Annotated in this window: 19 protein-coding genes and 1 riboswitch; of the genes, 14 read left to right on the top strand and 5 right to left on the bottom strand. The window is 60.3% G+C overall.

Annotation, left to right across the window (positions count from 1 at the left end; genetic code table 11):
• Window positions 1-80 precede the first annotated feature (80 nt).
• Both OIM11_08655 and tilS read left to right on the top strand, forming a co-directional pair.
• Entirely contained in the window at window positions 81-1,421 is a 1,341-nt protein-coding gene (locus tag OIM11_08655) for a lipopolysaccharide biosynthesis protein (protein ID HJJ01189.1), read from the top strand.
• A gap of 2 nt (window positions 1,422-1,423) precedes the next feature.
• On the top strand, window positions 1,424-2,449 hold the full coding sequence (gene tilS, locus OIM11_08650; GenBank protein ID HJJ01188.1) for a tRNA lysidine(34) synthetase TilS: 1,026 nt from the start codon (window positions 1,424-1,426) through the stop codon (window positions 2,447-2,449).
• A gap of 40 nt (window positions 2,450-2,489) precedes the next feature.
• Here tilS and OIM11_08645 read toward each other — a convergent pair whose 3' ends face one another.
• The 5 genes from OIM11_08645 to OIM11_08625 form a co-directional block, all read right to left on the bottom strand.
• Entirely contained in the window at window positions 2,490-3,917 is a 1,428-nt protein-coding gene (locus OIM11_08645; protein ID HJJ01187.1) for a carbohydrate-binding domain-containing protein, read from the bottom strand.
• Window positions 3,918-4,613: a DUF4956 domain-containing protein gene (locus tag OIM11_08640; protein ID HJJ01186.1), complete on the bottom strand. Its 696-nt coding sequence runs from the start codon at window positions 4,611-4,613 to the stop codon at window positions 3,918-3,920.
• Entirely contained in the window at window positions 4,606-5,490 is an 885-nt protein-coding gene (locus tag OIM11_08635) for a polyphosphate polymerase domain-containing protein (protein HJJ01185.1), read from the bottom strand. The genes OIM11_08640 and OIM11_08635 overlap by 8 nt, the downstream gene beginning before the upstream one ends.
• Before the next feature lie 87 nt (window positions 5,491-5,577).
• The gene (locus OIM11_08630; GenBank protein HJJ01184.1) at window positions 5,578-6,840 is read right to left on the bottom strand and encodes a HAMP domain-containing histidine kinase; all 1,263 of its coding nucleotides are present in this window, start codon (window positions 6,838-6,840) and stop codon (window positions 5,578-5,580) included.
• Entirely contained in the window at window positions 6,837-7,532 is a 696-nt protein-coding gene (locus OIM11_08625; GenBank protein ID HJJ01183.1) for a response regulator transcription factor, read from the bottom strand. The genes OIM11_08630 and OIM11_08625 overlap by 4 nt, the downstream gene beginning before the upstream one ends.
• 273 nt (window positions 7,533-7,805) lie before the next feature.
• Window positions 7,806-7,897: riboswitch (glycine riboswitch) on the top strand.
• A gap of 50 nt (window positions 7,898-7,947) precedes the next feature.
• Here OIM11_08625 and OIM11_08620 point away from each other — a divergent pair.
• The 12 genes from OIM11_08620 (at window position 7,948) to smc (ending at window position 22,184) form a co-directional block, all read left to right on the top strand.
• Complete coding sequence (locus OIM11_08620; protein ID HJJ01182.1) at window positions 7,948-9,357, top strand: sodium:alanine symporter family protein; 1,410 nt, start codon at window positions 7,948-7,950, stop codon at window positions 9,355-9,357.
• Between the two features lie 150 nt (window positions 9,358-9,507).
• Window positions 9,508-10,047, top strand: coding sequence for a hypoxanthine phosphoribosyltransferase (gene hpt / locus OIM11_08615; GenBank protein HJJ01181.1), 540 nt, complete (start codon window positions 9,508-9,510; stop codon window positions 10,045-10,047).
• A 31-nt stretch (window positions 10,048-10,078) separates the two neighbouring features.
• Complete coding sequence (gene ftsH / locus OIM11_08610) at window positions 10,079-12,118, top strand: ATP-dependent zinc metalloprotease FtsH (protein ID HJJ01180.1); 2,040 nt, start codon at window positions 10,079-10,081, stop codon at window positions 12,116-12,118.
• Window positions 12,119-12,685 carry a GTP cyclohydrolase I FolE gene (folE, locus tag OIM11_08605; GenBank protein ID HJJ01179.1) on the top strand — a complete coding sequence of 189 codons (567 nt, stop codon included), beginning with the start codon at window positions 12,119-12,121 and terminating at the stop codon, window positions 12,683-12,685. It abuts the gene before it with no gap.
• A 6-nt stretch (window positions 12,686-12,691) separates the two neighbouring features.
• The gene (gene folP / locus OIM11_08600) at window positions 12,692-13,993 is read left to right on the top strand and encodes a dihydropteroate synthase (protein ID HJJ01178.1); all 1,302 of its coding nucleotides are present in this window, start codon (window positions 12,692-12,694) and stop codon (window positions 13,991-13,993) included.
• A 182-nt stretch (window positions 13,994-14,175) separates the two neighbouring features.
• Window positions 14,176-14,640, top strand: a complete 465-nt coding sequence (locus OIM11_08595; protein ID HJJ01177.1) for an ATPase — start codon at window positions 14,176-14,178, stop codon at window positions 14,638-14,640.
• A gap of 42 nt (window positions 14,641-14,682) precedes the next feature.
• On the top strand, window positions 14,683-15,222 hold the full coding sequence (locus tag OIM11_08590; protein ID HJJ01176.1) for a YceD family protein: 540 nt from the start codon (window positions 14,683-14,685) through the stop codon (window positions 15,220-15,222).
• Between the two features lie 10 nt (window positions 15,223-15,232).
• A complete protein-coding gene (rlmD, locus tag OIM11_08585; GenBank protein HJJ01175.1) occupies window positions 15,233-16,375 on the top strand; it encodes a 23S rRNA (uracil(1939)-C(5))-methyltransferase RlmD in 1,143 nt (380 codons plus the stop codon).
• 105 nt (window positions 16,376-16,480) lie between these two features.
• Window positions 16,481-16,663, top strand: coding sequence for a 50S ribosomal protein L32 (gene rpmF / locus OIM11_08580; protein HJJ01174.1), 183 nt, complete (start codon window positions 16,481-16,483; stop codon window positions 16,661-16,663).
• A gap of 94 nt (window positions 16,664-16,757) precedes the next feature.
• Window positions 16,758-17,774 carry a phosphate acyltransferase PlsX gene (gene plsX, locus OIM11_08575; GenBank protein ID HJJ01173.1) on the top strand — a complete coding sequence of 339 codons (1,017 nt, stop codon included), beginning with the start codon at window positions 16,758-16,760 and terminating at the stop codon, window positions 17,772-17,774.
• A 1-nt stretch (window position 17,775) separates the two neighbouring features.
• A complete protein-coding gene (gene rnc, locus OIM11_08570) occupies window positions 17,776-18,492 on the top strand; it encodes a ribonuclease III (protein HJJ01172.1) in 717 nt (238 codons plus the stop codon).
• A gap of 104 nt (window positions 18,493-18,596) precedes the next feature.
• The gene (smc, locus tag OIM11_08565; GenBank protein HJJ01171.1) at window positions 18,597-22,184 is read left to right on the top strand and encodes a chromosome segregation protein SMC; all 3,588 of its coding nucleotides are present in this window, start codon (window positions 18,597-18,599) and stop codon (window positions 22,182-22,184) included.
• Window positions 22,185-22,199 lie beyond the last annotated feature (15 nt).

Raw genomic sequence — 22,199 nt, 5'->3', positions numbered from 1 at the left:
TTCGTCTTATGCGATATTATAATCGCGCTATGGATCGAAGGCCCAACAAAGCGCGCAAGCAAGGCGCAATCGCACGACTGGTGAATCATTGGATCGACCGTCTCGTCGGCGCGGCCTCGCAGCGCTCGCTTACAAGCCAGGAAGAGCAATACTCTCCCCATCAGACCACGCGCGACTTCATCTTCAATAGCGTCGGCATCGGCGTATGGGGCGTCGTGTTTCCGCTGCTCACCATCGTCATCACGCAGCTCGTCGGCGCCGACCAGGCCGGCATCTTCTCGCTTGCCTTTGTGACCGGCACCTTATTGATGATTATCGGCAATTACGGTGTGCGTACCTACCAGGTGTCGGACATCGACGAGGACCATTCCTTTGCGGATTATCAAATTAATCGCATACTCACCTGCATTCTTATGGTTGTCGTGGGCTATGTGTATTGCTGCATCCGCGGTTATGAGTCCGACATGCTCGTCATCAGCATGGGCGTGTATCTGTATCGCATGGTCGATGCGTTGGCCGATGTCTACGAAGGGCGCTTGCAGCAAGTCGACAAGATGTATCTCGCGGGTATTTCGCAGGCCTTCCGAAGCGCCGTCGTGCTCATCGTGTTCAGCATCGTGCTCTTCATCACGCGCAACCTGGGTTTTTCGTGCATTGTCATGGCGGTCGTTGCTGCGGCAAGTCTGTTGGTGCTCACGATTCCGCTCGCCTATATGGAGACGCCCAAGTCGCGCCGCTGGGACATGAAGGGCGTCATCAACCTCTTCAAGCGCTGCTTTCCCGTCTTCGTCGCGTTGTTCCTCTACTGCCTCATCGACAATATGCCCAAGTTCATGATGGAAGGTCCGCTGTCCTACGATAATCAGCTGTACTTCAACGTGCTCTACTTTCCTGCGCAGGGCATCTTGCTCACGGCAAGTCTGCTCTACAAGCCGCTGCTGTTGCGTTTGGCCGCAGCCTGGGAGAATCCCGACGAGCGTCGCACGTTCAATATCATCATGATGGCGGTGTTCGGCGCGATTATCGCCATCACCGTCTTCAACCTCATCATCATGAACTGGATTGGCATTCCGATCATGAGCGTGCTGTACAACACGGACTTCGAGCAGTTCAGGGTCCTCATGAACCTCATGATCGTTGCCGGTGGCATTACGGCGGCCATCGACTTCATCTATCAGATCATCACCGTTCAGCGCCGTCAGAACAGCGTCGTGAAGCTCTATCTCATCACGTTCGCGTTCTCGCTCATTGCCTCGTTTGCGCTTATCAACTCCATCGGTCTCATGGGCGCTGTCATCACCTATCTGGCCGAGATGTGCCTGCTGCTCATTCTGATCGTGCTGCAGTTCGCGAACATCAGCGTGCACACGCGCAGGCGTCCGACCGCGAGGCTCGAGAACTCCAGCCGGTTCTGGGGGTAGGCATGGCCGAAGCGCAGGCAAAGATTCCCGTGCTGCTCATGGTTTCGGGTGGCTCGGATTCCACGGCCTTGCTCGAGCTCGTCTGCGCGTATGTTGCAGGCGAAGGCTCCGATGATGAGCTTTTCGCGATGCTTGCGGACTCGTTGCCTGCTCCCGATTGCGTTGCCCCCTTTGTCCTGCACGTGAACCATATGCTGCGCGGCGAGGATTCCGATGGTGACGAACGCTTCGTGCGCGAGCTTTGCGAGAAGCTCGACGTACCCTGCGAGGTGCAGCGCGTGGACATAGGCGCACTGTCACAGGCCCGCAGGGGAGGGATGGAGGCCATCGCACGTGAGGAGCGCTATCGCCTGGCGTCTTTGGCGCTGGATCGCGCTTGCGCTCGGGTGGGTGCCAAGGACGGGCTCATCTGCACCGCGCATACGATTGACGATCGCGTCGAGACATTCTTCATGCGCGCTCTCGTGGGAACGGGCCCCGGGGGTCTTGCGTCCATCCCGCGTGTCCGCGGCAATCTACGTCGTCCATTGCTCGACGCATCGCGCGAGCAGCTGCGCGATTGGCTGAGGAAGCGCCATTCGGACACGGCAGACGAGGGGCTTTGGCGCGAGGACGAGACGAATCTCACGGGTGATAACTTCCGCAGCCGCGTGCGGCGCGAACTCATCCCCGTGCTTCGCGAGCTGCGCCCGGGGTTCGAAGGTTCGCTTGCCCAGACCATGGACCTCATTGCCGATGAGGATGAGGCGCTGCGGTGTCAGGCGGATTCGATTGCCTACCGGACGCTTACGTGGGATGGCGAGACCGCGTCTATGCCAGCCGAGGCGCTGCGCTCGATCGATCGATCCATGGCTCGTCGTGTGATGCGTGCCTGCTTGCTTGTGGTCAATCCCGATGCGCGTCTCGAGGCCGGTCAGATTGATCGGGTCCTCGACGGGATGGAGGACGAGGGCTTCACGACCGAGACCTCCGGTGGTCTGCGTGTGAGCACATCGGATGATGCGCTCGTCATCCGCAAGGTGCAGTAATGAGACAAAAGTGGCCCGGCCACTTTTGTCTCATTACCTCTCATCGCACAGCGATGCTCGCACATCCTGGGGCCGAGGCGGTTACCGCCTGGAAGGCCTTGGGGGAGACGTAGGAGACGATGACGGCACCAGACGCGTCCATGACCTCGACGGTCGAGCCTGCGCTTCCGCTCGTGCGCTCCATGAGGTGCGCTTGCAGGCCACCGGTGAAGTCCTCGGCCATGGCGGCGCTACCCATGAGGATGACGTTGCCGCCGTTGACGGTCGCCTCGTACTCGTAGTCCAGGCCGCTGTCGTCGGAGTTCGAAGCACCGTTCACGAACACGGTTCCGCCGTTGATCTCGATGTAGCCATTGGAGTCCAGGCCATCACCGCCGGCGTTCACGACAAGCGTGCCGCCGTTGATCTGGATGAGGCATTCCTCGCTTGCGCCGGGCATCGCCATGGCGCCTCCCTGTCGGCCGGGGCCAGTCCCGTCTTGAGGCTTGCCGCCTTGCCTATCGGGTGGGGTCGTTCCGTCCCGGGGCGGCTCTTCACCCTGGGGCATGGCGGGCGGTTGATTGTCCTGAGACGCTGCCCCTTGCGACGCGTCGCCCGTGGTCGTCGAATCCTCGGCGGCCGATGCGTTTACGCCGTCATCGCTTGCCACGATGCTGGTCTCGCCGCCATGCACGAGGATCTTCTCGGCTTCGTATCCCTCCACGCAGCTTTCCACGCTTACCGTGCCGTCCGCGATGTAGAACAGGTATTCCGAGTGAAACGCGTCATCTCCCGCGTTCACGGTTATGTTTCCTCCGCCAATCTCGACGGCGTCGTTGCCGCGCACGGCATCCTCGGCGCTCGTGACGCTGATGGTGCCGCCGGTGATGACCATGTCGTCCTTGGAAGCGATGCCATGGCGATAGTTGCCGGTTACCTGGAGCGCGCCCGAGCCGTTGATGGTCAGGTCATCCTTGGAATACAGTGTGGCGTACGGCTCGTCCTCTCCCTCGGCAAGGGCGTAGCTCGTTCCGTCCGAAAGCGCGTTGGTCGAACCGTCGGCAAGCGTGAGGAAGACCTTGTCGGCCTGGTCGACCTGAATGGCGGGACCGTCCTCGTTGTGGATGGTGACGCCGTCGAGCACGATTTGCGCCTTGTCTTCGTCACCCGGCAGGCTCACCACGATCTGGCCATCGGCCAGCGTGCCAGAGACGACATAGGTTCCATCGGCCGATATGGTGACGGTCGATCCGTCGGCTGTGGCGCCTTCGCCCGTGACGGAGGCACCCGAGCCGTCAAGCACGATTTTGGTCGCGCTTGCCTCGTCGTAGCTGGGGTCGAGATCACGGTCGGTGAAGCGGAGCTCCTCTTTGGCCATCTTGTCGCTCGGGCTTTCGGATTGCTGATTCTGGCCCGTTCCGGATGCCGAGCAACCGGCGAGGGCGATGACGAGCATCACGCTCGTCAGGGCGGCGATTACCTTTTTCATCTAGAGCACCTCCTGGGTCTTCGGCGCGTAGCCGAGGGAGATCTTCAGGTTGCCGTTGAGGCAACGCAATTCGTCGATGAGCGCCTTCTCGAGCCCTTGCTCCTTGAGACGCAGCATGTACTCGAGCTGGAACAGGCTTCCCATGTTCGTCGTCTGCACGTTCATGAGCTTGTATTCGGTGGCGTACCGCCCGAGGGCTTCCTCGAAGACACCATTATACTCGAGGTCCTCGGGGATGCTGATGCGCAGCATCTTGTCAGGTTCGTGCGGTTTGCCAAAGGGTGTCATCACATAGATGACGTTCACGATCGCCACGATCGCCGTGAACACGATGGCGAGAATGATGAATCCCATGCCGGTGGCAAGGCCGATGGCCATGGCGAGGAACACGCTTCCGATGTCCTTGGCACTGCCGGGGATCGAGCGAAATCGTACGAGGTTGAACACGCCCATGACGGCGATGCCTACGCCCAAGTTACCGTTTACCAGCGTGATCACCATCTGGACGATAAGCGGGAGCAGGGCAAGCGTCACCACGAAGTTCTTGCTGTGGTCGTGGCGAAACATGTAGACGAGCGCGCAGACGATGCCAAGCACGATGGAGGCGAGGCAGCAGATAAGGAACTCGCCCGAGGTCACCTGCGATGCGAGCGACTGCGAGTTGGCGTAAATGGACGTGAGAGCGGAATCAAGCATGAGCGGATTTCCTTTCCTCATGATGCGCGGCGGACATGCAGGCGGCCGCGCCGTATTTCGAAAACGATTGGGGGTAGACGTGTAGCGAGCTCAGGGTATCGGTGAGCCACTGGGGGAGCGCTACGCTCGCCTTGATTTCCATGATCGAGGTGATGGGTTCGAGAATGGGATGGGTGACCGAATCATCTGCCGCGAGGTCGACGTAGCAAAGCTCGTCATCGAAGGTGATGCGAGGCTCATTGGCTTCGCCTTGGGGAGCCCAGGCCACACGCCAGCAGAGTATGGCCGCGGATGGCTCGAGTCCGTCGTAGCGACCGAGCGTCGCCTCTATCTCGTGGGCGATCTGTACGTCGATCGAACTGGGACAAATGGACAGGTCATTTGTCCCACTGGCAGTCGTGGGGTGATGTGTCAGGGGGTCAGACCCCTTGACACACGCAAGCGGATACGTCGTCATCGCCGCCTCGTAGGAGGCACCGTGTGCGAATGCCCATGCGCCCATGAGCGACATGCGCACGCGTCGCTTGTAGACGATGCCCTTGTACTTCTTCTTGAGCTCGAAGAAGACGGGAATCGCGAGGAGCATGTCACCGTAGAAGGCTCGCGCGGCGATAAGGCCGTGTTGGCATAGGAAGACGAGGGCTGTGCCATCTTCCTGCCCATAGGCTCGTATGCGCAGTTTCTCCTTGTACACGGGCTTTTCCAGTGACCGCGCGATAATCGAACGGTCGGGCGTGTCGAGATATACGCTCGTGATGAGCGTGTATCCGTAATCGTCCGGCGTCATGAAGCGTCGGGCCGCCGCCTCGATTGCTTGTCTTTGCGTTGCATCTATCAGGTACTTTTTCTCACGTCGTTTGAATACGCTCGTTATCATCGTGTCTTCCTCCCCGTGCCTTCGGGAGGAGATGATAGGGATGCAAGATTGAATGAAGATTGAACCCTCGCGAACCGTGCGATTTCGTTACTTCGTGGGGATACGTACCGTGAAGGTGATGGAGGGAGCTTGTTCGTCGAGGCTGACGTCAATTGTCCCGCCGTGTGCATTGACGATGCTTTGCGCGATGGCAAGGCCGAGTCCGTAATGCGAGCTTGCGTTATCGGCCACCTCGTTCGTGCGGGCCTCATCACCGCGCGTAAAGCGTTCGAAGAGCTTGGCATCTTTCAGGCGCTCGGTGTCTTCGGGCTCTATCGCGTTGCCCACCGAAATTTGCGCGCTGGCTCCGGCGCGAGCAAGCGTTAGCTCCACTGTCGTGTTTGCCGCTCCATGGCTTATGGCATTGTCGAGCAGTATGGCGACGAGGCGCGAGAGCTCGGGCGCGTTGCCCTTGACCTCGACACCGTCCGAAATCTTGCTTTCGAGCTGCATGTCACGCTCGAAGGCGACGGGCTCATGAGAGAGACATTCGGCCTCGACAAGGCGGCTCAGGTCTACCTTCTCGCGCGTCATCGCGTTGCTTTCGGTGCGAGCGAGCTCCAGAAGCTGTGTCACGAGCACGCCCATCTGCTCGTTTTCATGGCGGATGTTCGCAAGCCAGGGGTTATCGCCCACCTCGCGTTGGAGAAGCTCGGCGTTTGCCTCCATCACTGCGACGGGCGTCTTGAGCTCATGCCCCGCGTCCGAGATGAAGCGACGCTGCGCTTCGTAGGCCTGCTGCATGGGCCGTACGATGCGTCCGGCAAGCCAACGGGCCACGAAGAAGAGCAGGACAAGCATGACGAGCCCCACGATGAGCGTGTATCGAAAGAGCGTCCCCATGCTCTCGGTCACGAGAGTGTTATCCATGAACGCGACGAGCGTATATCCTGCGGTGCGCTCAACGGCGAACATGAGCGAACCCTCGAGCCCGCTGCGTTCGTTCCTGTCAAGCGCGTTATGGGCAAAGCCGACGAGGTCGCTAACCGTGTAACCGTCTGCATTGATGCTTTCCACGGATACCACTAGTCCATTGGCATCGAAGAGCACGGCGTAAAACGGTGCCGAGGAGGAGGGGCTTTCAAATTGGCGTTGCCGCAGATTATCAGGTCGTACGAATCCGGAGGGAAGGCGGTTAGCCTGGTAGTTTGCCGCGTAGCTTTCGAGCATGTGCGTGTTGCGATCATAGACCTCGGCATAGCTGAACGCGTAGATGGCGGCGAGCGTGGCGACGAAGAGCGTCACGAGTACGGCCATGATGGCGGCGATGATGCGGCGACGGGATTGCGCGAACAGTGAGGACGTCTTCATGAGTGCACCTCAGGCGGAAGCTGAAGCTCGTAGCCCACGCCACGCACGGCCTTGATTTTCGAGGCCGACCCGATGAACGCGAGCTTCTTTCTCGTGAAGGTGAGGTAGACCTCGATCTTGTTGTACTCTGCGTCGCTGTCGTAGCCCCAGACGCGTTGCGCGAGCTGGTCGCGCGTGAGTATGCGTCCGCGGTTGCGCAGGAAGTACTCGAGGATGCGAAACTCCTTGTCGCCAAGTCGCACGCTCTCGCCGGTATGGACATTGCGTAGGGTAAACGTTGTTTCATCAAGGGCGATGTCACCGCCGGAAAGCTGCGCGTCGTCATTCAAACCGCTGCCGCGGCGCACGAGGGCGCGCAGGCGCGCGAGCAGTTCCTCGGTGAGAAACGGCTTGGTGAGGTAGTCATCGGCCCCGCTATCGAGTCCCTGCACCTTGTCCTCGAGCTCTCCACGGGCGGTGAGCATGAGGATGGGGGTGGAGATGCCCTCGCGTCGCAGGGCGCTCGTGATGGCAAAGCCGTCGGATCCGGGAAGCATCACGTCGAGGATGAGGGCATCGTAGACGTTTGCCTGGGCTGCCAGTAGCGCTTCGGTGCCATTGGCAAACCAGTCAACGTCATAGCCCTCTTGGCGCAACAGCTCCAGGAGCGCCTCTGCCATGCGCCGCTCGTCCTCGGCAAGCAAGAGCTTCATCGTACGACATCCCATCATCTGGTTTCGTGGTGCATCGCATCCATGATAAACGACCGGGCGGCTCAATGCAGAATGAGACAGTTGCTCAGGGACGTTGTCTCATTTTGAAAATGAGACAACGTCCCTGAGCAACTGTCTCATTCTGTTCCACGGCGTGTATCTTGTCCGATGGACAAAATACCCCTTGCACGGACGACGATCTTGCCCCATAATCTCGCCGCTGTGTTTTTCTGCGAAGCTTCCGGAATCCCGCCCAGGCGCGAGACCGGGAGTGGAGAAAACTCTGGAGAATCTCTTAAATGAGTGCCGAAGGTGCAAGGTCCGTAAGGACCGAAACTCTCAGGCAAAAGGACAGAGGCACATTTTTGACCTTCTCTGGCAGCGCTGTTTTATTGTGCAAGGGAGGGTTTTTCTTATGGACGTCCTATACGACATCGTCGTAACCATCAACACCTATCTGTCTAACTACGTGCTCATCATCTTGCTCGTGGCCATGGGCCTCGTCTTCACCATCCGCACGAAGTTCGTGCAGATACGCTTCTTCGGCGAGGGCATGCGCCGTGTCTTCGGGGAGTTCAATCTCTTCGGTGGCAAGAAGAAGAGCGGCATCAGCTCGTTCCAGGCGCTTGCCACGGCCGTTGCCGCACAGGTTGGCACGGGCAACATCGTGGGCGCTTGCGGCGCCATCTTGATTGGCGGTCCGGGTGCCATCTTCTGGATGTGGCTCATCGCCTTCCTCGGCATGGCGACTAACTATGCGGAGGCCGTGCTCGCCCAGAAGACACGTGAGGTCGACGAGGACGGCACCGTCCATGGTGGTCCGGTCTACTACATCACCAAGGCCTTCACGGGCGCGGGTGGCAAGTTCCTCGCGGGCTTCTTTGCCGTCTCCATCATTCTGGCTCTCGGCTTCATGGGTTGCATGGTCCAGTCCAACTCGATTGCCGCTACCTGCAACACTGCCTTTGGCATCCCCACCTGGGTCATGGGCCTGCTCATCGTCTTCTTTGCGGGTCTCGTCTTTCTTGGCGGCGTGCAGCGTCTCGCATCCGTTACCGAGAAGCTCGTTCCCATCATGGCCATCATCTATCTCATCGGTGGTCTTGTCATTCTCGTTCTCAACATCCAGAACCTGCCGGGTGCCTTCGCGCTCATCTTCCAGTGCGCATTCAACCCGCAGGCCGAGGTCGGTGGCGTGACCTTTGGCATCATCGCCGCGATAAGCCAGGGAGCAAAGCGTGGCCTGTTCTCCAACGAGGCCGGTATGGGCTCCACGCCCCACGCGCATGCGCTCGCCGACGTCAAGGACCCGCATCATCAGGGCACGGTTGCCATGATCGGTGTCTTCATCGACACCTTCGTGGTCGTCACCATGACGGCGCTCGTCGTTATCTCCGTCCTCTACGTGGGCGGTCCGCTTTCCGTTGACGCGACGGGCTTGGCCGAGGGCATCGACAAGACCAACATGGCGCAGCTTGCGTTTGGCACGTTCTTCGGGTCGACCTTCGGAAACTCGTTCGTCGCCATCTGCCTGCTCATGTTCGCGTTCTCGACGATTCTCAGCTGGAACCTCTTTGCCAAGCTCAACGTCGAGTATCTCTTCGCCCGCTTCGGCAAGATGCCGGTCAAGATCTTCTCGGTCATCGCGCTCATCTTCATCTTCCTGGGCTCGCTGCTCTCGAATGACCTGGTGTGGGAGCTTGCCGACATGTTCAACCAGCTCATGGTCATTCCCAATGCCATTGCGCTGTTTGCCATGTCGGGTGTGGTCGCAGCCGTCGTCAAACAGCACCATCACGGTGAGAAGGTCGAGCTCGACAAGTAGTCGCGTGGCAACATGGAAAGAGAGACGGGGCTCGCGCATGTGCGGGCCCCGTTTGTTTGCGGTTTCGTGACGAAGTCGATATAGTCTAAACTTTTTATATGCACATGACATAATGGTGCAAGCCATTGTCTCGAGACGGAAAGGCGTTTTGTGTACGAGGACATACAGGAAGTGCTCTTTACGCAGGAGCAGATCCAAGCCCGCGTCGCGCAGATGGGTGCGCAAATCACCATCGATTATGCCGATAGGCAACCCCTCGTCGTCATCTCGGTGCTCAAAGGTGCCGCCATCTTCATGGCAGACCTCGTCCGCGCCATCGACCTTCCGCTCGAGATGGATTTCATGGCCGTGAGTTCTTACGGGCTGGATGCCACGTCATCCGGGACCGTGACAATTGTCAAGGACTTGAACACGTCAATTGAGGGCAAGCACGTCCTCATTGCCGAGGACATCCTTGACTCGGGCTTGACCCTGGACTTCCTCATGAGGGAGCTTTCCAGCCGCAAGCCCGCAACGCTCGAAATCGCCACGCTGCTGCGCAAGCAAGGCGCGCAGAAGGCCGATCTTGCGTGTGCGTATGTCGGGTTCGATTGCCCTGACGAGTTCATTGTCGGATACGGGCTCGACTATGCCGAGCGCTACCGCAACCTGCCTTGCGTTGCCGCGTTAAAGCCAGAGGTCTATCAGTAGGCCTGATGATTGCTAGATAAGGAGAAGTTGAGTGGAAGAGCCCAACACCACCAAGAAGAAGGGTCCGAATCCCCGCAATATCGTCCTGTACGTGCTCCTGGGACTCGTGCTCGTTGCTCTTGTGGGAAGCCAGCTTTTGAACTTTGGCCCGCAGCAGGAGATCGACGAGCTCATCACGAGCGACTTCGTCACGGCGGTCAACGAGGATCGCGTGGCCGAGGTTACCTATCATGCCGCATCCGCGACGCTCGACGGCACCTACTACAAGGACGCCGCAGCCAAGGAAGCCGGTGAGCTTTCGAGCTTCAAGTCGACCTATACCGGCGATGATATGTTGCAGGAGCTCATGGCAGCTCATCCGGAAACCAAGTACAACGAGGATGTCACCACCTCGGGTTGGATCACGACGCTCCTCACGACGCTTCTGCCGCTGCTTCTTATCTTTGGCGTGCTGATTTTCTTCATGTCGCAGGTGAGCGGCGCGAATAGCAAGCAGATGCAATTTGGCAAGACCAAGGCCAAGAAGGTTTCGGAGGAAACGCCCAAGGTGCGCTTCTCGGATGTTGCCGGTATCGATGAGGCCGTCGAGGAGCTCGAGGAGATCAAGGACTTCCTTTCGAACCCGGCCAAATACCAGGCGATGGGCGCGAAGATCCCGCGCGGCGTGCTGCTTGTCGGCCCTCCGGGCACGGGCAAGACGCTTCTCGCGCGTGCCGTTGCCGGTGAGGCCGGCGTGCCCTTCTTCAGCATCTCTGGCTCCGACTTCGTCGAGATGTTCGTCGGCGTCGGCGCCTCGCGCGTGCGCGACCTCTTCGCGCAGGCCAAGGAGAGCGCTCCCGCCATCATCTTCATCGACGAGATCGATGCCGTCGGTCGTCAGCGTGGTGCTGGTCTCGGCGGTGGTCATGACGAGCGCGAGCAGACGCTCAACCAGCTCCTCGTCGAAATGGACGGGTTCGAGAGCAATGACTCCGTCATCATGATCGCCGCGACCAACCGCGTCGACATCCTCGATCCCGCCCTGCTCAGACCTGGCCGCTTCGACCGTCAGATCGTCGTCGATCGTCCCGACCTCAAGGGCCGCGAGCAAATCCTCAAGGTGCACTGCGAGGGCAAGCCGATGGCAAGCGACGTTGACCTGGCTGCCCTGGCTTCGCTCACGAGCGGCTTTACGGGTGCCGACCTCGCCAACCTGCTCAACGAGGCGGCGCTGCTGGCCGCCCGTCGCGGCAAGAGCATCATCACCAACGATGAGGTCACCGAGTCCATGGAGCGCGTTGTCGCTGGTCCCGAGCGCAAGGGTCGCATCATGACCGAGAAGGAGAAGACGACGATTGCCTACCATGAGTCCGGTCATGCGCTCGTGGGTCATCTGCTCAATCACACCGACCCCATCCACAAGATTTCGATCATCGCGCGTGGCCAGGCCCTCGGCTACACGCTTTCCATCCCGAGCGAGGACCGGTTCCTGCAGTCCAAGAGCGAGATGATCGATAACCTCGCCATGTTCCTGGGTGGCCGCGTCGCCGAGGAAATCATGAACGATGGCGATGTCACGACCGGTGCCTCCAACGACCTCGAGCGTGCGACGAAGATGGCCAAGGCCATGGTCACGCGCTATGGCATGAGCGATATTCTGGGCCACCAGGTTTACGGCGAACCCAACCAGGAGGTCTTCCTCGGTCGTGACTTTGGCTCGACGCCGGATTACAGCCAGGAGACTGCCAACACCATCGACGAGGAAGTCGCACGCCTCATGACGACGGCGCATGACACGGCATTCCGCATTCTCTCCGAGAACCGCACGCAGCTCGAGCTCATGGCCAACGTCTTGCTCGAGCGCGAGACCGTCGAGGGCAAGGCCGTCGAGGCCCTGCTCGACAACAGCTGGGACGAGTACATCGAGTGGGAGAAGACGCATCCCAAGGAGGCCGAGGAGGACCGCAAGGACATCCTCACGGCCGCCGAGAACGCCGGTGTCCCGCACGAGCTCATGGGGCCGGAAGATGTGGCCGATATGCCGGCTCCCGTGTCGCCCCCTCCGCCCGATTCTGATGAGGAGGAGCGCTAGGTGGATACCGCCAAGATAGAAAAGGGCGTCAGGCTCATTCTCGAGGGCGTGGGCGAAGACCCAGACCGCGAGGGCCTGCGCGAGACACCCGCGCGCGTGGCTCGCATGTACGAGGAAATCCTTGCGGGTCTGCATGAGGATCCCACCGAGCTCTTCGTCAAGAAGTTCAACGAGGGGCATCAGGAGATGGTGCTCGTCCATGACATTCCCATCTATTCCATTTGCGAGCATCACCTCGTGCCGTTCTATGGCGTGGCCCACGTGGCTTATGTGCCCAATCCGTCAGGTCAGATTTGCGGTATCTCCAAGCTTGCTCGCTTGGTCGATCTCTTTGCCCGACGTCCGCAGGTGCAGGAGCGCCTGACCTCGCAGGTTGCCGATACGCTCGTCAGGGAGCTCGAGCCGCAGGGCGTGCTCGTCGTGCTTGAGTGCGAGCACTTGTGCATGTCCATGCGTGGCATCAAGAAACCCGGATCCAAGACGACGACGTCTGCCGTGCGCGGCAGTTTCATCACCTCGGCCGAGACGCGTGCCGAGGCTCTCAGCCTTATCCGACAGGGGAGGTAGGCGCCCATGCGGGCACGTACATGGCATTGCGGTCCCTTTGATTTCGATCTCTCGACGCCCGTCGTCATGGGCATATGCAATGTCACGCCCGATTCGTTCAGCGATGGTGGCATGCACGCCACCGCGCCCGAGGCCCTCGAACATGCCCGTGGCCTGCTTGCTGCCGGCGCAGACATCATCGACGTGGGAGGCGAATCGACTCGACCCGGTGCCGAGGAAGTGCCCCCCGATGTCGAGCTTGAGCGCGTGCTGCCTGTGGTGCGCGAGCTTGCCGCGCAGGGCGTGGCGGTGAGCGTGGATACGCGCCACGCGAGCGTGGCCGCCGCGTGCATCGATGCGGGTGCGTGCATCATCAACGACGTCTCCGGTTTCAGGAGCCTCGAGATGCGCGAGCTCGCGGCACGAAGCGACGTGGGACTCGTGGTCATGCACATGCGTGGTACGCCCAAGACCATGCAGGAAGCCCCTGTCTACGATGATGTCGTCCTCGATGTCGAGCAGGAGCTCTCGCGCATGGCTGCGCGTTTGAGTGCCGAGGGTGTCGCACCCGAGCGCATCTGCCTCGACTTTGGAATCGGCTTTGGTAAGAACATCGCGCATAATCTCGCCCTCGTGCAGGCGACGGCGCACTTTGCCGACTTGGGTTATCCGCTCATGACCGCGGTGAGTCGCAAGTCCTTCATCGGCGCGATGAGTGCCGAAAGCGCACCTTCCATGCGCGATCGTGCATCGGCCCTGTGCGCGGCGTTTATGGCCGGACAGGGCGCGCGCATCCTGCGCGTCCACAACGTGGCTGCCACGTGCGAGATGCTGCGTGATTCGCATCGTGCAATCATTGCGCTTGGCTCCAACATGGGCAATAGCTGCGGGCATCTTGACGATGCGCTCGCGAGCCTGCGGCTCAATCCCGATGTCTGGGTCGGTGCCGTTTCCGAGTACGTCACGAGCGAGCCGGCCTACCTCGAGGCGCAAGCTCCCTTCGTCAATGCCGTTGCGCTCATCCAGACCACGCTCACGCCACACGAGTTGCTGCACATGCTTCAAGGCCTCGAGGCCGAGCATGGGCGCGTGCGCAGCGTGGAGAACGGTCCGCGTCCGCTCGACCTCGACATCATCGATTACGAGGGCGTCGTCTGCGCAGATGAGCAGCTCTATTTGCCGCATCCGCTCGCGCTCGAGCGTGATTTCGTCGTGACACCTTTGCTCGATATCATGCCCTCCTGCGAGCTTGCGAATGGCATTGCGGTCACACGCGACAAGGTAACAGTGGGTCAGGTTATGGGGCCCGCGCGGGATATGCTGGCTTGACGGGCGTGCGATGAGACAGTTCTGCCCCGGCGACTTCTGTCTCATCGCGTCCCCACACTCCCGTTTGCAGCCAATCGGGACAATCGCTTGCATTATGTGTTACCATGTGCAATTAGCATATCTGGTGCCACAATCAGAAGTGCAGCTCAAATGTAGAAACTGATAGGTAAAGGAGTCCCAACATGGACGACGCAGGTATCGAGGAGCTCCTCGACGAGCTTGCCGAGCGCATCGAGCAGTCCAAGCCTGTCTTGGGCAATAGCCAGAAGCGCCAGGTCGAAATTGGCCCCATTTTTGAGATTCTTGATGAGATTCGCGATATCTTCCCGGAGGAGTTGCGTCAGGCTCGCATCATCGTTCGTGACCGTCAGGGCATGATCGAGGCCGCAGAGATTGATGCCAATCGCATCCTCGAGGACGCAGAGCGTCAGGCCGAGCATCTTGCCGGCGAGCAGGAGGTCGTGCGCCTCGCCGAGCAGCGTGCTCAGGAGGTCATCGACGATGCCATGGCCCGCGAGCGCGAGATGCGCGTCGGTGCCGAGGATTACGCCGATCAGATCTTCGCCAATCTCGAGACGAATCTCGATAACCTTCTCAAGAACGTCACGCGTTGCCGTCAGCGCTTGAACAGCGGTATGACCGACTAATCTGTTCATTGCTCGACGGCTCGATAGCTGGGAGGTCGAGCAATGCAGCAGCTCGTTGTTTCCATTCATCCGGATCTCGTCGAACCGGCATCGACGCGCTTTCTCGAGGGAGCGCTCGACGAGACATCCTACCGCGTGGGCGGCATGGATCTCGAAACGCCGGATGGCATTCAGTATCAACTTCAATTGACAAACACCGGAGAGGGCATCGTGCTCTCCGGTGAGGCAAGCTGTGCGGCAATCACGCCGTGCACGCGTTGCCTTGTCCCCACTCGCATCGAGGTCTCGGGCGCTGTCGAGGGCTACTATCTGCTCGAAGCATCTGAAGATGTCGATGGCTACGAAGACGACGAGTTCGAGGTCATCGGTGCCGATGGCAGTTTCGATATTGCGCCGGCCATCATCGCCGCTCTCGTCTATGCGACGCCGTACGTGGTCCTCTGCAAGGAAGACTGCGCAGGCCTCTGTCCTCATTGCGGAGCAGATCTCAACGAGGGGCCGTGTTCGTGCAACAAAGAAGACGAGATCGACCCCACCAATCCCTTCGCGGTCCTCAAGGACCTCAAGCTCGAAGACGAGTGACGTAAACCCCGTGGGCTACAAGACATACACCTGCCCTCACGCTGCACGTTGCGGTGGCTGCGAGTGGCTTTCCGTCCCCTATCCCATTCAGCTTTCGCGCAAGCGCGCGATGCTCGAGGAGCTCTTCGAGCCGCTCGGCTGTGACGTCCATGCCGCGATCGGCATGGACGAGCCGATTGCCTATCGTCACAAGATCATGACGCCGTATGCGCCCGGCAGGGAGGGCAAGCCGCGCCTTGGCATGTACGAGCGCGGTACGCACAAGCTCATCGAGGTGTGCGAGTGTCTGGTCGAGCACAAGGCAGGGCGCCCCATACTCAATAGCATCGCCGAGCTTGCGCAGGGCTTTCACATTCCCGCCTATGACGAGAACACCGGCAAGGGATTGCTGCGCCATGCGATTGTGCGCGTGGGCAAGGGCACGGGGAAGATCATGGTGACGCTCGTCGTCAATCGCAAGGAGTTCCCGCGTAAGAAGGCGTTCGTCACCGCGTTGCGCAAACGACATCCCGCCATCGAGAGCGTGAGCTTCAACGTGAACACGCGGCGTACCAATGCCGTGCTCGGTCCGCTTACAATGACGGCCTATGGACAGGGATGGATTGAGGACGAGGTCTGCGGCTGCACGTTTCGCATTCCGGCAACCGCGTTCTATCAAACCAATCCCGCGCAAACGGAAGTGCTCTATCAGACGGCGATTGACATGGCCAAGCTCCGCGAGGGTGACCGTGTGCTTGACGCGTATTGTGGCATCGGCACTATCGGTATCATCGCCGCCAAGCAGACGCGCGTCGAGCTCGTCGGCGTGGAGAGTGTCGAGGCTGCGGTAGAAATTGCCGCGGAAAACGCGCGCGTCAATCGCGTGAAGAACGCAAGCTTCGTATGCGCTGATGCGGGGGAGTACCTGGCGAAATCCCAGGAGGTATTCGATGTCGTCATCCTCGATCCGCCGCGTGCCGGCGCGTCCGAGGAGTTTCTGGCAAGCGTCCTGGCTGCCGCGCCTCGTCGTATCGTCTACGTTAGCTGCAATCCCACCACGCAGCTGCGTGACATCGAGCGCCTTATGTCTGCCTACCACGTGAGCAAGCTCGTGGGTGTCGACATGTTTCCTCACACCAAGCACCTCGAGAGCGTCGCACTGCTGGAACGATAAACTTTTCTCTTCACTCTCATGCGAAAGCGTGGTATATTTCTTTTTCGCGTGTTCTAAGAGATTCTGCGTGTCCAGGCGACGCGCTTGCTAGAAAGGTTTGAGACGATGGCAGTACCTAAGCGTAAAACAGGCAGGATGAGGACCCATTCTCGTCGTTCTTCCAACGACGTGTGCAAGACGGCTGCGCGTTCCGTTTGCCCGCAGTGCGGCGAGGTCAAGCTTCCGCATACCGTTTGCCCGAGCTGCGGCTATTACAAGGGCCGAGAGGTTCTCGTCGTCGAGGACTAACAGCAATATACACATTGCATGTAATCCTGCAGATGGTCATCCGTTTGCAGGATTATTTCTTTATTCTGAGAAAAACTGTTTGTGAGGCGGGTCGATGAGCATGGATGAAATCAAGGTCGTCGTAGATGCGCAGGGTGGTGACAATGCCCCCGGTGTTGTTCTCGAGGGCGTTGCTCAGGCGGTAGCGCAAGATCCTTCGATCACCGTCATCCTTACAGGCGCCGAGGATGTCATCGTTCCCTTCGCAGCTGAGCATGCCAACGTCGTGGCCCATCCCACCACCGAGGTCATTGAGATGGGCGAGCATCCGGCAGAGGCCGTGCGCCGCAAGAAGGACTCCTCGATTGTCGTGGGCTGTCGTCTGGTCAAGGAGGGCGAGGCGGGCGGCTTCTTCTCCGCAGGCTCCACAGGTGCGTGCATGTCTGCGGCTACGCTCGTCATCGGCCGCATCAAGGGCGTCAAGCGTCCGGCCATCGCGACGGTGCTGCCATCGCCCGTGGCCAAGGTCGTCTTCACCGACATGGGCGCCAATGCCGATTGCAAGCCCGAATACCTCGTTCAGTTTGCGCGCATGGCACGCGTATACGCGCAGGTTGCGCTCGGCGTCGAGAATCCGAGTGTCGGCCTGCTCAACATCGGCGAGGAGGAGACAAAGGGCTCTGAGTTCGCGCAGGAATGCCACAGGCTCATGAAGGAGCACGTTCCCAACTTCAAGGGCAATGCCGAAGGCGGCAATCTTGCGCTAGGCGGCTTCGATGTCATCGTAACCGATGGCTTTACCGGTAACGTCGCCCTCAAGGTCTACGAGGGCGTCGGCAAGGCGCTGCTCGTCGGTCTCAAGGAGACCATCTACTCGACGACCAAGTCGAAGATTGGCGGCCTGCTCATCAAGGACGCACTGTCCGCATTCAAGGAAGATCTCTCGGCCGATAAGTACGGCGGTGCCCAACTGCTCGGATGCAAGGGCGTATGCCTCATCGGGCATGGCTCGAGCAATGCGAAGGCGATTTGCAGTGGCGTACTTGCAACGGCAGATGCAATCCGGCAGGACATGCCCAAGCGTCTTGCGCAAGCGCTGGCCGGTGACGACGTGACAGAGGAAGTGCTCTAACATGGCCAACGAGGAAGTGCTCGCATCGCACGCGAGCGAGATAGCCAAGGCTGAGGAAATCCTCGGCTATCAGTTCAAGGACAAGCCCCTGCTCGGAGCTGCCATCACGCACCCATCCGCGCGTGATAGAGAGAAGGCCCTCTACGACTACGAGCGTCTCGAGTTTTTGGGTGACTCCATCCTGGGCGCCATCACGGCGATATTTCTTTTCAAGCAATATCCCGATCTTGATGAGGGCGGTCTCACGCGCATCAAGGTCTCGCTCGTCTCGGGCAAAAGCCTCTCGCGCGTTGCCCGTGACGAAGGCATCGCCGACTGCATCATCTTTGGAGAGAGCGAGGCGGGCACCGACAAGCGCGGCCTCTCCTCGGCGCTCGAGAACGTCTACGAGTCGCTTGTCGCGGCGCTCTACCTCGATGGCGGTATGGATGCGGCAAATGCATGGGTGTCCCGTTCGCTGTTCATACACGCGGATCGCAAACTCGCCTCGGTGCCGGAAAGCCCCAAATCCTCGTTGCAGGAGCTGCTGCAAATCGATGGCAGGCAACCGCATTACGAGATCACCGGCTTCGATGGTCCGCCGCATGACCGCACCTTCTTCGCGCAGGCATTCGTCGACGACGAGATGATCGGCGAGGGAAGCGGCAAATCCAAGAAGCAAGCCGAGTCCGCTGCGGCTCAGGCTGCGCTCGACATGTTTGCGGAAAAGAAGGCGTGAATCGCTCCGCATGCGGGGCATTTGCGCGTCCATGGCGGTGCGTGTCTGCGGCCCTGTGGTAAACTCTACAGGTTTATCCGTTTGCCACGCGTACAAGGGAAATCGTGTACCTCAAGTCACTCGTTCTCAAGGGTTTCAAGTCGTTTGCCGACCGAGCCGTTCTCTCGCTCGAGCCGGGGATGACGGTTGTCGTCGGCCCTAACGGATCGGGTAAATCGAACATCTCCGACGCCGTCTTATGGGTCCTGGGCGAGCAAAGCGCCAAGCAGCTGCGCGGCCAGGCCATGGAAGACGTCATCTTCGCCGGATCGTCTGCCCGCCAGGCAGTCGGCCTGGCCGAGGTCGACCTTGTGCTCGACAACTCCGATGGCACGTTGCCCCTCGATTTCAACGAGGTCGTCGTCACGCGCCGCATGTATCGCAGCGGCGAGAGCGAGTACCTCATCAACGGCTCGCCATCGCGTCTCATGGATGTGCTCGACATCCTCAACGATTCCGGCCTCGGCCGCGATACGCACTCGATCATCTCGCAGGGCTCGCTGCAAAACGTGCTGCGCGCTCGTCCCGAGGATCGCCGCCTGCTCATCGAGGAGGCCGCGGGCATCCTCAAGCACAAGAAACGCAAGGAACGTTCCGCCCGCAAGCTCAAGAACATGGACGCCGAGCTCCAGCGCGTGCACGATATCGCGGGAGAGATCGACCGTCAGCTCAAGCCGCTCGAGCGTCAGGCGAGCCGCGCTCGTCAACACGAGCAGCTCTCCGAGGAACTCAAGTCCGTCGAGCTTTCGCTTGCCGTCGATGACCTGCGCAGGCTCCAGGAAAGCTGGCGCGAGACCGAACGCCTGGAGAAGGAAGCCGATTCGCTCGTGGAGCTCGCGCGCTTCCGCGTCGACGAGAAGAACCGCGAGCTCGAGAAGTACCAGCATCTGCTCGAGGAGAAAGGCCTGTTCGCAGGCGATATAGCCGAGCAACGCCGTCGCTGTCAGACGGCCCTCGACCGTCTCGACTCGGGCATGCTCCTGCTCGAGGAGAAGGGCCGCAACATGGTGACGCGCCTTTCCGAGTTGCGCCAGGCGGTGCATCGTTCGGAGTCGAGCCGCGTCGACGTGCTTGCCCGTCTCGAGACCTACGAATCCGATCACCGTGACACGTCTGCACAACTCGACGAGCTTACCGCGCAGCTCGAGCGTCAGCAAGCTGCTGCCAACGAGGTGCATGAGCTGCACGAGCAGGCCGAACGCGAGCTTACGGAGGCCAACGCGCAGGTTCGTGCCTGCGAGAAGGAGTTTGACGAGTGCACGCTCGCCGAGCTCAAGGCGACCGAGAGCCTTTCGACTGCCGATGTCGAGGACGGCCTTCTCGTCAATCGCATCTCGCAGATCGAGGATGCGCACGTCTCCACGCAGACGACGCTCGCCGCCCGACGCAGCCATCTGGAGGACCTCGAGGTGCAGCTCACGCAGCTGCAGGCAGATTCGCTGGCCGCTAAATCCGACATCGACAGTCGCGTGCGCATCCACGACGACTGCCGTGCGCGTCTCGAGGAAAAGCGCGAGCAGCTGAGTTCCCTGCGCGCCGAGATCAAGGGCCTCGAGCATGTCGACAAGGCACTCGATGGTTCGCGCCCGTTGCTTGCCTGGGCGCTCGACCGCAAGGACGAGGCGGGTATCATCTCGCCCGTCAGCGAGCTCTTTTCTGCGCCGCCGGCACTTGAGGGCCTGGTAGAGCATTTGCTCGGGGCGGATATGTTCGCCCTCATGACCAAGGACTCGCATGCCTCGGCCGAGCTTGTCGATCAGCTTCTGAAGGCCGAGCTTTCCGGTGGAGAGCTTTCGCTTGTCAACATGACCGGCGCGACCATCGAGCATGGCCGTGCCAAAGTCGGGACGCGCCTTCTCGACGAGCTTACGTACGCTCCCGAGCACATACGCGTGGCCGAGTTGCTCTTGGGTGACGTGTACGTGCTCGACTCGGCCATCGATGCCATCGAAGCAGCCGCGGCCGATACGACCGGTTCGCGTTTCGTTACGCGTGATGGCGTCGTCGCGTGGCCCAACGGCAAGGTCACCATCGGTACGCAAGTCACCGATACCGAGGGCGTTCTGAGTCGCAAGCGTCGCTTGCGCGAGTTGCAGGCCGAGGAACCTGTGGCGGCAAAGGCCGTCGTAGACGGAGAGCGCGATGTCGACAAGGCACTCAACAACCTGCACATCGCGCAGGCAGATGACTTCGAGCTTTCGCAGTCCATCGCGCAGGTTTCCGGCGAGGCCGACAGCTTGCGCGAGGAGGTCGGTCGTCTCGAGCAGGCCATCACCGACCAGCTGCAGGAGAAGAACCAGATCGAACAGCGCCGCACGCGCATTGCCGAGGACACGGCCGCGAGCCGCGCCAAGGTCAAGGAGCTCAGTGACCGCAAGAACGAGCTGGCGGCGCGTAAGGGCGAGCTTGACGAGAAGGCGGCTGCTGCACGCGAGAAGAGTGCCGCGCTGGCGAGCCGCGAGGATAGCTCCAAACGGGAGATCTCGGCCATCCAAGTCGATCTTGCCACGGTGCGCGAGCGTGAGCGGCACTTGAGCAAGCAGATCGAATCGCTCAAGAAGGAGGCCGATCAGCTCGAGGAGACCTTGTTGGTCTCGCACGAGACCGAGAGCAAGCTCGAGATTTTGCGCTTGCGTGTCGAGCCACTCTACGACGTGTTCACGAGCCTGCGCGAAGGCGTGCAGGAAAAGGCGGAAATCCTGAGCGATCGCGCCAAGATCGAACAAGCCGGACAGGGCGACTTGCGTGACACCATCGATGGTGCTCGCAAGGCGGTCGCCGACGAGCAGGTCAAGCTTGACGAGGCCAACGAGAAGCTCACGCAGGTGCGCATCGAGAAGAGCAAGCTCGAGGTCAAAGTCGAATCTGCGGTGAGCGTCATCACCGAAACGCACGGCGTGCTGCTCGAGATTGCGCTCGCGCTTGATCCGCCGGAGAATCGCGAGGAAGAGGAGAAGCGCGCCGAAAGCTTGCGGCGCAAGCTCAACAACCTCGGCTCGGTCAATCCCGTCGCCGTCGAGGAGTACCTCAAGCTTCGCGAGCGCCGCGACTTCATCGCCGTGCAGCTCGAGGACCTCGAGGCGGCCGCCAAGGCACTGCAGCGCATCGTCGCGGCAATCGATCGCAAGATGCGCAATCGCTTTATCGACACCTTCAAGCAGGTCAACGAGAACTTCGAAGAGGTTTTCGCGCAGCTTTTCCCAGGTGGAAACGGCCATCTCGAACTGACCGATCCGGATAATCCCGAAGAGACGGGCGTGGAGGTCTATGCCCAACCGCGTGGCAAGAAGGTGCGCAAGCAGACGCTGCTTTCGGGCGGCGAGCAATCGCTTGTTGCGCTGACGTTGCTCTTCGCCGTGTATCGCGTGCGCAAGACGCCGTTCTACATACTCGACGAGGTCGAGGCGGCACTCGACGACACGAACCTGCGTCGCCTGCTCTCGTATCTCGACAGCATCCGCTCTACCACGCAATTCATCATCATTAGCCATCAGAGGCGTACGATGGAAATGGCCGACTTGCTCTATGGCGTCTCGATGCGCAGCGATGGCGTATCCAAGCTCGTGTCACAGAAGCTTGACCAGCAAATCCGCCTGTCATCCGAAGACTCGGGTCAGACGCGTGACGTCGAGGAGTTCAGCGGCGCGCAGTAGCGCTTGCTTTCAAGG

Source organism: Coriobacteriaceae bacterium (genome assembly GCA_025992705.1).
Lineage (GTDB): Bacteria > Actinomycetota > Coriobacteriia > Coriobacteriales > QAMH01 > QAMH01.
Note: the sequence above shows the minus strand (reverse complement) of the source record. Positions and strands in the feature narration are given on the sequence as shown.